The 14321-nt window shown below is 47.5% G+C and carries 13 protein-coding genes; 12 read left to right on the top strand and 1 reads right to left on the bottom strand.

Annotated features, from left to right (window positions below):
* The first annotated feature begins 8 nt into the window (after positions 1 to 8).
* The 4 genes from nagA to ACTRDR_RS06225 all read left to right on the top strand — a co-directional run bounded on the left by nagA (position 9) and on the right by ACTRDR_RS06225 (position 3811).
* Positions 9 to 1139, top strand: coding sequence for an N-acetylglucosamine-6-phosphate deacetylase (nagA, locus tag ACTRDR_RS06240; RefSeq protein WP_440526533.1), 1131 nt, complete (start codon positions 9 to 11; stop codon positions 1137 to 1139).
* Positions 1133 to 1612, top strand: coding sequence for a glucose PTS transporter subunit IIA (locus tag ACTRDR_RS06235; protein WP_178564504.1), 480 nt, complete (start codon positions 1133 to 1135; stop codon positions 1610 to 1612). Before nagA ends, ACTRDR_RS06235 begins: the two co-directional genes overlap by 7 nt.
* 77 nt (positions 1613 to 1689) lie before the next feature.
* Positions 1690 to 3159: a PTS transporter subunit EIIC gene (locus ACTRDR_RS06230; protein ID WP_440526532.1), complete on the top strand. Its 1470-nt coding sequence runs from the start codon at positions 1690 to 1692 to the stop codon at positions 3157 to 3159.
* A gap of 208 nt (positions 3160 to 3367) precedes the next feature.
* Positions 3368 to 3811, top strand: a complete 444-nt coding sequence (locus ACTRDR_RS06225; protein WP_440526531.1) for a type II secretion system protein — start codon at positions 3368 to 3370, stop codon at positions 3809 to 3811.
* Between the two features lie 20 nt (positions 3812 to 3831).
* On the opposite strand, the gene ACTRDR_RS06220 is transcribed toward ACTRDR_RS06225, so the two are convergent.
* Positions 3832 to 4512: an endo alpha-1,4 polygalactosaminidase gene (locus ACTRDR_RS06220; RefSeq protein ID WP_440526542.1), complete on the bottom strand. Its 681-nt coding sequence runs from the start codon at positions 4510 to 4512 to the stop codon at positions 3832 to 3834.
* A 389-nt stretch (positions 4513 to 4901) separates the two neighbouring features.
* Here ACTRDR_RS06220 and ACTRDR_RS06215 point away from each other — a divergent pair, with 389 nt between their 5' ends.
* From ACTRDR_RS06215 to ACTRDR_RS06180, 8 genes are all read left to right on the top strand, one after another.
* Positions 4902 to 5675, top strand: coding sequence for a PocR ligand-binding domain-containing protein (locus ACTRDR_RS06215; protein ID WP_148448728.1), 774 nt, complete (start codon positions 4902 to 4904; stop codon positions 5673 to 5675).
* 166 nt (positions 5676 to 5841) lie between these two features.
* Positions 5842 to 6660, top strand: coding sequence for a DUF6033 family protein (locus ACTRDR_RS06210; RefSeq protein ID WP_440526530.1), 819 nt, complete (start codon positions 5842 to 5844; stop codon positions 6658 to 6660).
* Between the two features lie 20 nt (positions 6661 to 6680).
* On the top strand, positions 6681 to 7817 hold the full coding sequence (locus ACTRDR_RS06205) for a hypothetical protein (protein WP_440526529.1): 1137 nt from the start codon (positions 6681 to 6683) through the stop codon (positions 7815 to 7817).
* Positions 7818 to 7934: 117 nt separating this feature from the next.
* Positions 7935 to 8456, top strand: coding sequence for a DJ-1/PfpI family protein (locus tag ACTRDR_RS06200; protein ID WP_440526528.1), 522 nt, complete (start codon positions 7935 to 7937; stop codon positions 8454 to 8456).
* Between the two features lie 387 nt (positions 8457 to 8843).
* A complete protein-coding gene (locus ACTRDR_RS06195) occupies positions 8844 to 9005 on the top strand; it encodes a hypothetical protein (protein WP_440526527.1) in 162 nt (53 codons plus the stop codon).
* 152 nt (positions 9006 to 9157) lie between these two features.
* Complete coding sequence (locus ACTRDR_RS06190) at positions 9158 to 11431, top strand: helix-turn-helix transcriptional regulator (RefSeq protein ID WP_440526526.1); 2274 nt, start codon at positions 9158 to 9160, stop codon at positions 11429 to 11431.
* 150 nt (positions 11432 to 11581) lie between these two features.
* Entirely contained in the window at positions 11582 to 13315 is a 1734-nt protein-coding gene (locus ACTRDR_RS06185; RefSeq protein ID WP_440526525.1) for an extracellular solute-binding protein, read from the top strand.
* A gap of 101 nt (positions 13316 to 13416) precedes the next feature.
* The gene (locus tag ACTRDR_RS06180; RefSeq protein WP_148447073.1) at positions 13417 to 14319 is read left to right on the top strand and encodes an ABC transporter permease; all 903 of its coding nucleotides are present in this window, start codon (positions 13417 to 13419) and stop codon (positions 14317 to 14319) included.
* The last annotated feature ends 2 nt before the right edge of the window (positions 14320 to 14321 follow it).

Below are 14321 nucleotides of genomic sequence, written 5' to 3'. Positions count from 1 at the left end.
GATAGGTCATGAGAATCAGAAATGCAAATATATATACAGAGGAGCATCGGTTTGTCAGAGGGGATGCAGCCGTGGAGAACGGCAGGTTCGTAAGCTGTACCGGGAATCCGGCAGGTGAGGAAGCTGTTGTGGATGCCAAAGGCATGTATCTGATACCGGGACTGGTGGATATTCATTTCCATGGTTGTAAGGGCGCGGATATGTGTGACGGTACGAAGGAAGCACTGGATGTCATCACATCATATGAAGCCTCTGTCGGTGTGACAAGTGTCTGCCCGGCTACCATGACGATACCTAAGGATGAACTGCTGGAGGTCATGAAAAATGCCGGCAGCTATGAGTATTCCGGTGGATCCCACCTGGTGGGCATCAATATGGAAGGACCTTTTATCAGTCCGGCGAAAAAGGGTGCTCAGGCTGCAGAAAATATCATGCACTGCGATTATGAATATTTCAGCAGGCTGCAGAAAGCAGCGAACGGGCTGATCAAGCTGGTAGATATCGCACCGGAAGAGCCGGGAGCGATGGAATTTATCGACAGAGCCAAAGGAGAAGTGGTCATTTCACTGGCGCATACAGCTTCCGACTATGATACAGCAAGGGAAGCCATTGAACATGGAGCATCTCATGCGACGCATTTGTATAATGCAATGCCGCCGCTGAACCACAGGGAGCCCGGCGTGATCGGAGCAGTGAGAGATTCAGAGAAATGTCATCCGGAGCTGATCTGTGATGGTGTACACATTCATCCGTCAGTGATCCGTGCAACGTTTGCGATGTTTGGCGCTGACCGCATGATCCTGATCAGTGACAGTATGCGTGCAACGGGACTGGAGGATGGTGAATATACTCTGGGAGGACAGCCGGTTACCGTCAGAGGCAATCTGGCTACCCTGCATGACGGCACGATCGCCGGATCGGCGACGAATCTGATGGATTGTATGCGGTTTGTAGTAAAAACAGTCGGTCTGCCGTTAGAGACAGCAGTGATGTGTGCCACGGAGAATCCGGCGAAGGAGATCGGCATTTTCAATGAAGTGGGCAGTATATCCGTTGGTAAGAGGGCAGATTTCGTACTCCTGGATCAGGAACTGAACATTGCAGCGGTATATATCGACGGAAAGGAGTTCACATGTTAGATTTTTTGAAAGGTAAGCGAAAAGGGAATTGTATCGGATCTCCCTGTAAGGGGAAGGCAGTTGCTCTTACGGAGGTACCGGATCCTACATTTTCCGAGAAGATACTTGGAGACGGATTTGCAGTGATCCCCTCTGAGGGAAAAATATATGCTCCCGCAGACGGAGAGGTGACCGTGGTATTTGATACGCTCCATGCGATCACCATGACAACGGATCAGGGAGTGGAGCTTCTGATCCACATCGGACTGGACACCGTGACACTCAAGGGAGCCCCTTTCACGGCACATGTTGCTGCCGGAGACCATGTCAAAAAGGGCGATCTTCTGCTGGATGCGGATCTGGAAAAGATTCAGGAAGCCGGACTGCATATCATCACACCGGTCCTGGTATGCAATACCGATGAATATAACAAGATCAGTATTCTGAAAGAGGGAGAGGTATCTCCCGGCGAGGACGTGCTCCAGATATCTTAAGAGCGGTACGTCCGTATCAACTAACGAAACTGACCGGAACTGTTCCGGTTTAGTATAATGTAAAGGAGGAGAAATGTATGAAGTTTCTTCAAAAACTGGGTAAAGCGTTAATGCTTCCCGTAGCGGTTCTGCCGATCTGCGGTATCCTCATGGGTATTGGTTACTGGTTGTGCCCGGCAACAATGCAGGGTGGTGAGATCTCGGGCGCGGCAAATCTGATCGGTCTGTTCCTCGTAAAAGCTGGTGGTGCTCTGATCGACAACATGGCGATCCTGTTTGCAATCGGTGTAGGTGTCGGTATGTCAGAGAAAAATGACGGTACCGGAGCCATCGCAGCTCTGGCTTCCTGGCTGATGCTCACAACACTTCTGTCTACCGGATTTGTTACGACCATTATGCCCTCCATCGCTGAGGATGCTACCAAGACACTGGCATTCAATAAGATTGCGAATCCCTTTATCGGTATTATTGCCGGTATTATCGGTTCCATGTGCTACAACAAGTTCAAGGATACCAAGCTTCCTGACTGGCTGTCCTTCTTCAGTGGTAAGCGCTGCGTAGCTATCGTAGCAGGTGTGGTATCTATTCTGGCATCTGTTGTACTGCTGTTCGTATGGCCTTTACTGTTCGGCGGTCTGGTAGCTCTCGGTGAAGCTATCGTAGGTCTGGATGTAGTCGGCGCAGGTATTTATGCTTTCCTGAATCGTCTGCTGATCCCTACCGGATTACATCACGCACTGAACAACGTATTCTGGTTCGATACCATTGGACTTGGAGATCTGCAGCACTTCTGGAAAGGTGAGACAAGCGCTGATGTATCCTGGAGCCTTGGAATGTATATGTCCGGCTTCTTCCCTTGTATGATGTTCGGTATCCCCGGTGCAGCTCTGGCAATGGTAAAATGTGCAAAGCCCGCCAAGAAAAAGGCAGCGATCGGTCTGGTAGCTTCCGCAGCAATCTGTTCCTTCATCTGCGGCGTTACCGAGCCCTTTGAGTTTGCATTCATGTTCTTAGCTCCCGGACTGTATGTGATCTACGCAGCACTGTATGGCATCTTCACCATGATCACTGTTGCTCTTGGCTTCCGTGCAGGCTTCAGCTTCTCCGCAGGTGCGATGGATCTGCTGTTCTCATCCTCCCTGCCTGCAGCAGCTAGAATCTGGCTGATCATCCCTCTGGGTATCGCAGCATTTGTTGTATTCTACTTCGTATTCCTCTTCGCTATCAAGAAATGGGATCTGAAGACCCCCGGTAGAGAAGATGATGATGTAGAAGCAGAGAAGAAGATCGAGCTGGCAAATGATGATTTCGCAGCAATCGCAGCAACCATTCTGGAAGGCTGCGGCGGCAAGGACAACATTGCAAGCATTGACAACTGCATCACAAGACTGAGACTGGAAGTAAAAGACATTACCGCAGTGGATGATAAGGTGATCAAATCTGCAGGCGTAGCCGGTGTCATGAAACCAGGTAAGACCTCCGTACAGGTAATCATCGGACCTAAGGTTCAGTTCGTAGCGGATGCATTTTCCAAGCTTTGCGAATAATAAAACACTGATAAAACTGAATATGTGACCGGAAGAAAGACCTGCTTGGGAAGACCATGCGGGTCTTTCTTATACTCAGGGTAATGTTAGATATATTTAATAATTACTTTATTGACATTTACGTTTGAAATGATAAAATATGGCGGAGAAAAAAAGCTGCAGGCCCGATGCCTGCGGGATGTATTGTAATGTAATGGAGAGAAAAGTCATGATAAAATCAACAGGAAAGAGGGGAAACGGGGGATTTTCATTAGTAGAGCTGATCATTGTAATAGCTATTATGGCAGTGCTGGTGGGAGTACTGGCACCGCAGTATCTGTCTTATATACATAAGGCAAAGGTGGCGGCAGACCAGGCGAATCTGAAGAATTATTTTACGGAGATCCAGCTGGATTATGCTGCTACAGGAGTGTATAATCCACAGGTGCCGCTGGTGGATAAAACCGGAGCCGGGGGTTATGTGCAGAGAGAGATTCACTTTTTGAGCGGACAGACAGTGAAGATGAAGGCAGGATACTTTGCTGTGACTGAAGATACCAAAGGACAGGGCGGTTACAATATATGCTACTATTGTGATATGTGCACGGCTATTGATGCAGATGAGCAGACAAGGCAAAAGCATCAGGATACTTGTATCATTACATTTCTGTGATGGCGCTTGAGAGGAATATGTTATCGTCCCAGACATAACCCGATATTATCAGAAATGTAACAGATGTACCCATGCTTCACGGCGTAGGCGGCTGCCTGTCTGCGGATGGAGGGGACCGTTGCGTATTCCAGATTGTAAGCGGTACAGCCGTGTGACATAGCTAGGTCCAGATACTCAGTATAGTATTCACGCGTGCTTTGATCATTTTTAGTATAGACATCCTTTGAAAAATCATACACAGTAAAAACGTTCTCCTGGTTTACCCCATCGATGAGAATGTTTTTTTCTGTTGTAAGATATTTTTTTACAAAACAGTCCCCACCGTTGATCATGATCTTTCTGCCTGTATGGTTCATATAGTCCAGAATCGTAAGGATTCCGTCATAGATGGATTCCTGCGGATAGTTATAGTATACATCCGTGTTATCGACAAAAAAGCCGTCCACACCCTTCTGTACCAGGGCGTCTACTCTGGAAGCTGTACATGCCTGCCATTCCGGAGCTGAGACATCGATCCATTTTTCCTCCGGCCAGTTCTCATAGGCACCCAGAGTATATTTCTCAAAGTCTGTATCATAGGATCGGAAGCTCTCGATCGATCCGATATTGATATAGGAGTAGATTTCGCGGATACCATTTTCTCTTAAACGGGCAATGTCATTTTTGGAAAAATATTCCGCATCTATGACAAGCAGATCAATGTCAGAAAGCTTTTCTATGATTTCAGAATCTTCGCCGATCAGGACAACGTATTTTTCTGCTTCATCGGAAGGATCAGCGGAAGAATATCTTCGTTTTCTTCAATTAACGGCACCTCCATTTTCCACGATCAGCACTCATATCTGCACCCAGATAATTATACTATAGATGGCATTGCATTGCATCTATTTTAGAGCGTTTGGAGGGAAGGAAACAGGAAGGAAGCATAGATAGAAAATGTTGTTAAAATATCGGAAAAAATGGTAAAAAGGGCGAAAAATATTGCAATTTGTGGTATAATTTTTATGTAAATGTAAGATGATGCCGGGATCAAAAATTACCGGCTTTGATGCGTTCGGCGGTTAAGATAACCGGGAAAGTAGGAAGTTGTATGAAGATTCAGGATTTTTGTGACATGAACAAATTCGAGCAGATCATGAAGAACTGGGCAAACAGCACGGGACTGGCAACCGTGGCTGTGGGTGCAGACGGAAAATACATCAGTGACTGTTATAATTTTACGGAGTTCTGTATTGATCTGACGAGAGGAAGCGCAGAGGGGAAAAAGCGCTGCGAGCAGTGTGACAGAGAAGGCCATGGTGTGTATCCCTGCCATGCGGGACTTGTGGATTTTGGTATTCCAATCACACTGGAGGATGGAACCGTGCTGGGCAGTATTATCGGAGGACAGGTGCTGCCGGAGAATCCGGATGAGGAGAAGTTCCGTCAGACAGCGAGAGAGCTGGGTATTGACGAGGATAAATATATTAAGGCCCTGAAAAAGGTAAATGTGAAGACTAAGGAGCAAATAGATGCATCTGCAAATCTGCTGGGAGATGTGATCAACATGTTTGTGAGATCAAGCTATGCTCATCGTAGAAATACAAATCTGGTAGGAGAATTAAAAGGCGGTATTGCAGATGCTGCACAGCAGATCGCAGAAGCGGAAGACAGAACGAAGGAAATCGACGGTTATAGCAAGAGACAGCAGATCCTGGCACTGAATGCATCCATTGAAGCAGCCAGGGCAGGAGATCAGGGAAAGGGCTTTGCTGTGGTAGCAACGGAGGTCCAGAAGCTGGCGAGAGATATGGCAGCCTCCAGTGAAGCGATCAAGAAGATTCTCGGACAGTTATCTCATACGATCAACAATTTGAATCAGTAAGAAAAAATATAATAGAAAGACCGCATTTCCGATCGGTGACAAGGATCGGAAATGTGGTCTTTTGGCATTATTACTATCAATGTATTCAGAAAAGAAGACGATATACATAGTAAGATAACTGTGAAAACAAACGGATTTGGCATCTATTTTCAAGGAGGAGATAAGTATGACAGAGATAGGGGTAAGCAGCATCGGTGCATATGCTGCGCAGAGTAATTACAGCAAGAATACGAAAAACAAGACAACGAAGGATACGACGAGTGCTGCAGGCACGGCCGGCACTTCTGAAGCGAAACAGACGAAGGGAACGACTGGGAATTACGGCAGGACCATCGGTCAGCCGGAGTTGTCGGAGAAGGCTGCGAAATATTATGAGCAGCTGAAGAAGAAGTACGGAAATTATGATTTTATTCTGGTCAGCAGAGATCAGAAGGAGAATGCAAAAGCCAATGCTGCAAAATATGCCAATGGATATAAGACGGTCGTCCTCATTGATGAAGACAAGATCGAACAGATGGCGACGGATGAGAAATTCCGCAAACAGTATGAGGGAATCCTGAGCGGTGCCGCTGCACAGATACAGCAGTTAAAGACCAGCCTGCAGAGTTCCGGTGCGCAGGTCAAGGGCTTTGGAATGCAGGTAAATGATGGCGGTACATTGTCATTTTTTGCAGTGCTGAAGAAGTCAAGCGCAGATCAGAAGGCAAGAATCGAGAAAAAAGGAGAGCAGAAGAGAGCAGAGAAAAAAGCTGCGGAGAAGAAGGCTGCTAAGAAAGAAAAGGAAGAACGGCTAAAAGACAAGAAGTCGGATAAGGTAGCAGACAGCAAGGAGGAAGCCGGCACAGAGGATACGGTAACGATCAGCGCCGGTTCCATAGAAGAACTGTTGTCTAAGATAGAAACCTACAATTTCAACACACGGAGTGACAGTGTGCAGACCGCAGGCGAACGGCAGGTCGGCCAGAATTTTGACTTCAGAGGGTAAGGTGAGGTTGCATGATTTCTATGGGGAAGTCCGGAGGTGTTTACGGGAGCGGCAATACCGGTTTGCCGCAGGCATTTTCCGGAGGAAGAAAGACGCAGAACAATCAGAAGAGTATCTTCGGAGCAAAAAATAAAAGTTCTGTTACCGATATCCGGCGGATGTTGGCGAGAGATGACCGGAACGGCCAGATGCAGGCGGCGAACAGCTGGAGCCAGGATTCCATCGTTACAAGTTCCCTGAGTTACAGTGAATCGCTGCGCAATCAGAGGCAGCAGACGAAGAACACGACGCTGGCGCTGAAAAAATTGAAGTACCAGTTCAAAAATATCTCGTCCAAGATACTGCGGAGCAAGACGTCCCAGGCGGCAAAGCAGGCAGCCGGGCAGGCGCGGAGAGAAGTCCTGCGCCTGAAACGGCAGAAGCAGAGCGGCAATTATGATGATGACGAGATCGAAGCAGCAATCAACCATGCAAAAGCCATGGAGCGTGTAGCAAAGAAAAAGGCGAAACACTTAGAAGAAGAGGAACTGGCGAAGGCAGCCGGCGGAATCTGGCAGGGAGACCGGATCAGCGAAGAAGAAACGGAGGATGCGCAGGACGCAGAAGCGGAAAATGTGCAGAATGCGGAAGAAATGTCTGCGGAAAGTTCTGAGGAAGAAATGTCAAGGGATCTCTCCGCATATGAATATGCAGGCAGTGAGGCGTATGCAGGGGATAGCTATGATATATCCGACTATATTGATCTTGGCATAGATGCATTCTATGCGCAGACAGGAGACTTTATGTCGGAAATGAGCGATTTTACCTCGGAGATGATGCAGGAAATGTCCGATAGCTTGCGCGACCTGATGGAAGAGATGGGGCTGGATGGATTATCAGATAATGCGGTCTCTGTGAATAGGGAGATGGATTCCGCAGACCTCAAGATGATGAAGATCAAACACCGCAACAAAGAGATGAAAGACATCGTCAAGGCCGATGCTGAATACCTCAAGGCAGTGTTTGACCGTCTGGAGAAAATGAAGGACAATCCCGTCATTCCCTCCGGAGGCGGCGTGAGCTTATCTGCCGGATACTCCGGGACATCTTTTTCTGCCGATGCCGCTGGAGTCGGTGCTCAGGTCGCACCTGCTCCGGTGATCGATATTTCGTTATAAAGTAGTATTCTGAGGAACTTAGGGTATCCCGATTTTCATACATTAAAAGACATGAAAATCGGGATATTTTTAATTTACGTGAAAATTAACTTATAAGGGAGAAAAAGGAGAGAGCGGATGAAAACAGTAGTATTGTTGTATGATACCAGTTGTATTTACGAAATTGTGATACTGAATTATTTTCTGAAAGTAACGGGAAAAGAAATGCAGTTTGTATCTCTGGACGGGAAAGAGATTACGACCACGGAAGGATACCGGATAGTGCCGGAGGATCGGCTGGATTCTGCGGATCCGAAGGATGTGGAACTGCTGGTTATTCCGGGAGGTGATATTGAGAAGATAGATACTCCGGAGGTATGGAAGTACCTGAAAAGCGTGCATGACCTGGGCGGACGGATCGCCGCCATCTGCGCTGGCGTGGATGTTGTAGAGCATGCAGGACTGTTAGAGGGGATCGAATCGACGCATTCCGGAGAAAAGGATGTGGTAACTTCCGACCGGATCACCACTTCGAGAGCAAACGGTTATGTGGATTTTGCAATCGAAGTGGCGAAACAGCTGGAATTGTTTGAAGACGAAGCGGATCTGCAGGAGACCATCGCTTTCTGGCGGGAATTTCGGCGGATAGAGTCCAATTAAAATCTGTGTTCCCAAATCGGCGTGGATGCCGATGGTTTTCGTCAGGAATAATCGATAATCCATATCATAAATAGCCCTGAAAGGCAGTCTGCATGTTGGAGAAGACCTCGTCCCGGAAAACTTCGTATTTGCTGCCGGAGCATTTCTCCAGCACTAGCTCGCATTCCTGCCTGTGCGCACAGATATATTCCATGATCTCCCGTTCATTTACCTTCGCGTAACCCTTTTCCAGGAATTCCTCACGCCCGCAGCGGATTAATTTTTCTTATTATAAACTGACAGTTGAAGACTATTTGAAAAATGGATATAATGAAGACACAGCACAGATAGAGGCGCTGAAGGAAATGCAGAAGAAATTTTCCATTTATTTTAAGGAGGTAACAGAGGATGACTGCGTATGAAAATGATGTATTGATAATCCCGAAGAAATATAAAAAGATGTCTGTTTCCGAATTAAAAAAGGAAGAACAGAAGCTTTGGAAAAAAATAAAAAGTTCTAAATCACGGCAAAAGAAAAAAGGAAAAACAGAAATTAACTTTTATTTCTAATGCAGATTTTAAATCAAAAGGCACTGGATTTGTCCGGTGTCTTGTTTTTTGGAATCTTTTGTCGCTTCCAGGAAGGAAACTGTCACTTTACTTCTGACCAGCGTTGCCCGTATAATGAAACACTGAGATATTTTAATACGAGGGGGCAGACGATGGGTAAAAACAGTGTATTCTGGAAATGGATGGTATCATATATGGTGGTTATGCTGGTATTTTTATTGTGCAACAGCATCACCTACTGGCAGGGAAAGCGGATTCTGGTGCAGAATCAGGAAACGGAGAATGACAAGATTGTGGAACAGATCCGGACCAACCTGACGGACATGGAGGAGACCATGCGGGATTTGGCCTATTCGGTGCTGGCACAGGATGATACGATTCTCCTGGGGAAAAATTCATATCACGGCGAGCAGGGAAGCACGACCAGTGCCATCAAATATTCCCGTTACACATTGTGTGAACTGTTGAAAGAATATCAGAAGATCAACGGTAATTATGCGGCGATCTTACTCTATTTTGCTAATGACGATTACATCGTGGCAAGCGATTCCGCGAATACGGCGGAGAATTACTGGAGAGCCTATCAGAGTCAGTACGGCGGAATCTCCCGGGAAGACTGGGAGCGGCTGTTAGCGGGAGACTATGACGGCATTACCATGCAGTACGGCAATGGGCAGTATGTCTTTTTCGCAGGAACGATACAGGACAATAAATGGGACCGCACGCAGATCAACATTTTCTTCGTATATGAACTGTCGCAGCTGCAGCGGATCCTGTTCCCTTCCCAGGATGAGAGCGTGTGCCTGGCGCTGGAAGGAGATGTTTTTTGCACTGACCAGAATGCAGAGGTGTTGAGTGCCGAAGACAGAGAACAGCTGCGGGCAGCGATGACGGAAGAAGCCGGAAGCATCCGACTGACGGAGGAGCATCAGACCGCACAGCTGCGCTATTACGAAGGCGGTAACAATTACAAGATACTGATTTGCCGCCAAAAGGATTATTTTAACGAATTAAGAGGTTATCAGGGCAGAGTAATCCTCATCCTGGTCAGCTTCACGGCAATCGGTATCCTGCTGATGCTCTATTTCCTGCGCAGAAATTACAGCCAGGTGGCGAAGCTGTTAGACCGGTTGGATATTAAGTCTTCGCAAAACGGGGCAGACAATGAATTTCAGTTGATCGACGGCTATTTTCACAAAATGCAGCAGAACCTGAAGGAGACAGGCAGCAGACTGCAGCGTCAGAATCTGATTTTCCAAAAGGAATACCTGGAGAAGCTGCTTAGGGGAAATCTGCCGGAAAATGCGGATTATGTGGAAGAAATGTGCGGCATCCGTTGGTGCGGCGAACAGTTCACCACGCTGCTCTTCTATATGGAAGAGATCGAGCGGGACGGCAGCGAGGAATGGGACCAGGTGCATAAAAAGCAGAAAGACCTGGAATTCGTGCAGTTTATCGTGGAAAACGTGAGCTACGAGCTGTTTCAGAACAGCGGCTGCATCGTATATCCCATGATCGTCAGCGATGTGCTGGTTATTATCGTGAATTTCCCGGAAAAGGATGCCAGACGGAATCGGGACATTACCTTAGAGACAGTGACCCAGCTGCAGGAGTTCATGGATGAGCATATGGATATCCGCTATACGGTAGCGGCAGGTGAAATCTGCAGAGGACGGGAAGGAATCTCGGATGCTTACCAGCAGGCGATCTACACCATGGAGACGAAGAGGATCTACGAACTGGATGATACGGTATTCTACGAAGATGTGAAAGTCGAACCGCAGTATGGATATTATTATCCGCTGGAGACGGAGCGAGAACTGATCTGGCAGATTCGCCAGCAGAATGTTGCGCGGGCGGAGGAGATCATAAGCGATCTGTACCAGCAGAATGAGCATAAAAATATCAGCAACCGCACGGAAACCATCCGTTACCTGGAATATGACCTGCAGTGTTCTATGCTGAAAGCCATGGAGGGAACGGAAGATTTTCAGGAGTATTCGTTTTTCCATGGACAGGAATGCCATGGAAAACAGGAACTCATCGCAAAGCTGCACCGGGTATGCGAGAATCTGCAGAAGGAACTGGCGGAGGGCAGCCGGGAGGAAGAGGAATTATGTAACCGGATCGTGCTGTACATACAGCAGAATATTGCGGACTGCAATCTGAATGTGACATCGATCGCAGAGCATTTTCAGATATCCTCCGTGCAGATGTCGAAGACATTCCGAAGCGTCAAGGGACAAAAGCTGCCCACCTACATTTCCCAACAGAGGATTCAGCGGGCAAAGGAGATCCTCAGTTCTTCCGATGACGGATTGAATGAGGTGGCGGAGAAGTCCGGATTCGGCAGTGTCAGAACCCTGCTTCGCAGCTTCAAGCAGAGTGAGGGCATGACACCCAGCCAGTGGAAGGATGGACATTAATTTTTGTCACTTGTCCAAAATTGAGACAACTGTGTGGACACAATTTTTTGTCACTTGTAGGAGCAAAACGGGGCAGGTAAGATAAAGGCGTACACAAAAGACTGCGCAGTCTGAACTGGAAACGAATATCAAATTCAGGAAGGACAATCTATGAAAAAGAAGACAATCAGTATTTTAATGGCAGCACTTCTTACCATGACAGCAACGCTGACCGGATGTGGCAACACAGACAATTCCGAAAACAGTGTATCTGATGAGACACAAAAAGAACAGACAACAACCGAGGAGCCTGCAGCACCTGCCTATGAACTGCTGGATTCTCTGAATAAAAAAGAAGGCGATGAGCTTACCATTCCCAGAAGTAATTATGTCTCCTATCCCGTAGAGGACACCGGTGATACCCTGACCGTCTGGATGGAGTACTGGGCAAGTGATGCAGCAGCATCCGCCAATGAAACCTTATGGGCGAAAAACTGGCAGGAGATGACCGGTATTAAAGTAGAGTTCATCCAGCCCACAGAGGGAAGCTCCAGTGAGGAGTTCTCCACCATGATTGCCAGCGGTTCCCTGCCGGATATTATCGTATGGGAATGGACCAACAATTACACCGGCGGTCCGGCTGCGGCAGAGGCAGAAGGAGTACTGACGATCCTGGATGATTATGTACAGCCTTACGGCGCGGCAGCAGATCTGTGGCAGTATCTGCAGGACAATCCTACGGTAGACCGTGAGGTAAAAAATGATGACGGACATTACTACTGTTTCCCGTTCATCCGCGGTAACACTTATCTGCAGTGTACCACCGGACCCATGTATCGAGCCGATCTGCTGGAAAAGGCAGGCTATACAGGCAAGTTAGAGACCCTGGACGACTGGGAGGCAGCGCTGACCGCACTGAAGGAATACGGCATTGAGAAGCCTATGGTCGTGCAGTCCCTGGAATATCTGATGAGATTCATGGGCAGTGCCTACGGCATTCGTGCAGGAATGTATGTGGATGATCAGACCGGAGAGATCAAGAACGGTTACACCCAGGAAGCTTATAAGGAACTTATGAAGAGAGCCAATGACTGGGTAGAGAAGGGACTGCTGGATGCAGATCTGCTTACCTGTGATAAGAAAACTGCCATGAGCTATATCATGAATGACCAAGCAGCAGTTACCGTAGGAGCAGGCGGAAGCTTCCTCGGAAGTATGATCAAGAGTGTGGCAGCAGATCCACAGGCTTATAATCCGGATTTCAAGATGGCAACCGCATCTTTCCCGGTAATGAACAGCGGTGACACCGTATTATACGGCGGCGGTTCCTACGATTATGCGACCACCAGTAACGGTTCCGCAGTGATCACAGCAGACTGTAAGAACCCTGAACTGGCAGCGAAATTCCTGAACTATTGCTACAGCCAGTCCGGACATTACATGATCAACTACGGCAAAGAGGGCGAGGCATATACCATGGTAGACGGTATTCCCACCTATACCGATGAAATTATGCACAATCCTAACGGTTGGAGCGTATCCACTGCTATGACTTACAATGGTCTGGCAAATGGCTGCGGACCCTTCGTACAGGATGCAAATTATATTTTCCAGTATTATGAGACCGATGAGCAGAAACAGGCGCTTCACGACTGGGCAGACGGTAATGAGAGTCAGCGCACGCTGATTCCGCCCATCACCTTAAAAGAAGACGAAAGTAAGCAGTACAGCGTACTGAGCACACAGATGAATACCTTTATCTCTGAATATAGTGCGAAGTTCTATACACAGGTTCTGGATGTAGATACAGAATGGGACAACTATATCAAGCAGCTGAATGATACGGGCATGAACGATATGATCGGAATATATCAGTCCGCGCTGGATCGATATAACGAAAGATAATATCCCGGACGGTCGAACTGGAGTCTTCCAGCTCGACCGTCTGTCTTATCCGGCATAAATCAGACACAAATCAGGAGATAAGGAGATAAGGAGAAAATGCCATGAAGACATTGAAAAAGATGTGGAAGCAGAAAGAGCTGTATCTGATCGTACTCCCGGTACTGCTGTATTATCTGCTGTTCCATTACAAGCCGATGTACGGACTGATTATCGCGTTTATGGATTACAGCCCGCGGAGAGGAATCTCCGGCAGTACCTGGGTTGGTTTACAGCATTTTATGAACTTTTTCCAGAGTATTTATTTTAAGAGATTATTGGGCAACACTCTGAAAATCAGCCTGGCAACTATCGTGTTCGGTTTCCCGGCACCCATCATACTGGCACTTTTGATGAATGAGCTGCGGAGCAAAAAGTTCGCACGTGTAACCCAGACGATCACATATATGCCGCATTTTATCTCTACGGTAGTCATCTGTTCCATGATCAGGGAATTCGTGAAGCCGGAGGGTTTCATCACACAGATTCTGGTAAAATTTTTCGACTACGGAGGGAAAAATCTGCTCAGCCAGCCGGAAAATTTCCTGCCGATCTATGTCATCAGTGATATCTGGCAGGGCGTAGGCTGGGGCTCTATCGTCTATTTAGCGGCGTTAACCGCAGTAGACACAGAATTGTACGAAGCAGCGCAGATCGACGGAGCCGGCAGATGGAAGCAGATGTTGCATATCACGCTGCCGGGGATTATGCCAACGATCATCATTATGCTGATTATGCGGCTGGGACAGGTGATGAGTGTCGGTTATGAGAAGATTATTCTGCTGTACAACGAAGGCATTTATGAGACTGCAGACGTGATCTCTACCTATGTATACCGCATGGGTCTGGTAGACAGGCAATATTCCTTCTCCGCGGCGGTGGGACTATTTAACTCGGTGGTGAACTTCCTGCTGGTCATCCTGGCGAACCGTTTCAGCAAGAAGGTCAGCGATACAAGTCTGTGGTAAAT

Origin of the sequence: Simiaoa sp., assembly GCF_051972595.1 — a bacterium.
Taxonomy (GTDB): domain Bacteria; phylum Bacillota; class Clostridia; order Lachnospirales; family Lachnospiraceae; genus Acetatifactor; species Acetatifactor hominis.
Note: the sequence above shows the minus strand (reverse complement) of the source record. Positions and strands in the feature narration are given on the sequence as shown.

Coding starts and splice junctions, on each gene's coding strand:
- ACTRDR_RS06235 (WP_178564504.1), top strand. CDS start 1,133: ATGTTAGATTTTTTGAAAGGTAAGCGAAAAGGGAATTGTATCGGATCT.
- nagA (WP_440526533.1), top strand. CDS start 9: ATGAGAATCAGAAATGCAAATATATATACAGAGGAGCATCGGTTTGTC.
- ACTRDR_RS06210 (WP_440526530.1), top strand. CDS start 5,842: ATGACAGAGATAGGGGTAAGCAGCATCGGTGCATATGCTGCGCAGAGT.
- ACTRDR_RS06195 (WP_440526527.1), top strand. CDS start 8,844: ATGACTGCGTATGAAAATGATGTATTGATAATCCCGAAGAAATATAAA.
- ACTRDR_RS06225 (WP_440526531.1), top strand. CDS start 3,368: ATGATAAAATCAACAGGAAAGAGGGGAAACGGGGGATTTTCATTAGTA.
- ACTRDR_RS06200 (WP_440526528.1), top strand. CDS start 7,935: ATGAAAACAGTAGTATTGTTGTATGATACCAGTTGTATTTACGAAATT.
- ACTRDR_RS06215 (WP_148448728.1), top strand. CDS start 4,902: ATGAAGATTCAGGATTTTTGTGACATGAACAAATTCGAGCAGATCATG.
- ACTRDR_RS06180 (WP_148447073.1), top strand. CDS start 13,417: ATGAAGACATTGAAAAAGATGTGGAAGCAGAAAGAGCTGTATCTGATC.
- ACTRDR_RS06185 (WP_440526525.1), top strand. CDS start 11,582: ATGAAAAAGAAGACAATCAGTATTTTAATGGCAGCACTTCTTACCATG.
- ACTRDR_RS06205 (WP_440526529.1), top strand. CDS start 6,681: ATGGGGAAGTCCGGAGGTGTTTACGGGAGCGGCAATACCGGTTTGCCG.
- ACTRDR_RS06230 (WP_440526532.1), top strand. CDS start 1,690: ATGAAGTTTCTTCAAAAACTGGGTAAAGCGTTAATGCTTCCCGTAGCG.
- ACTRDR_RS06190 (WP_440526526.1), top strand. CDS start 9,158: ATGGGTAAAAACAGTGTATTCTGGAAATGGATGGTATCATATATGGTG.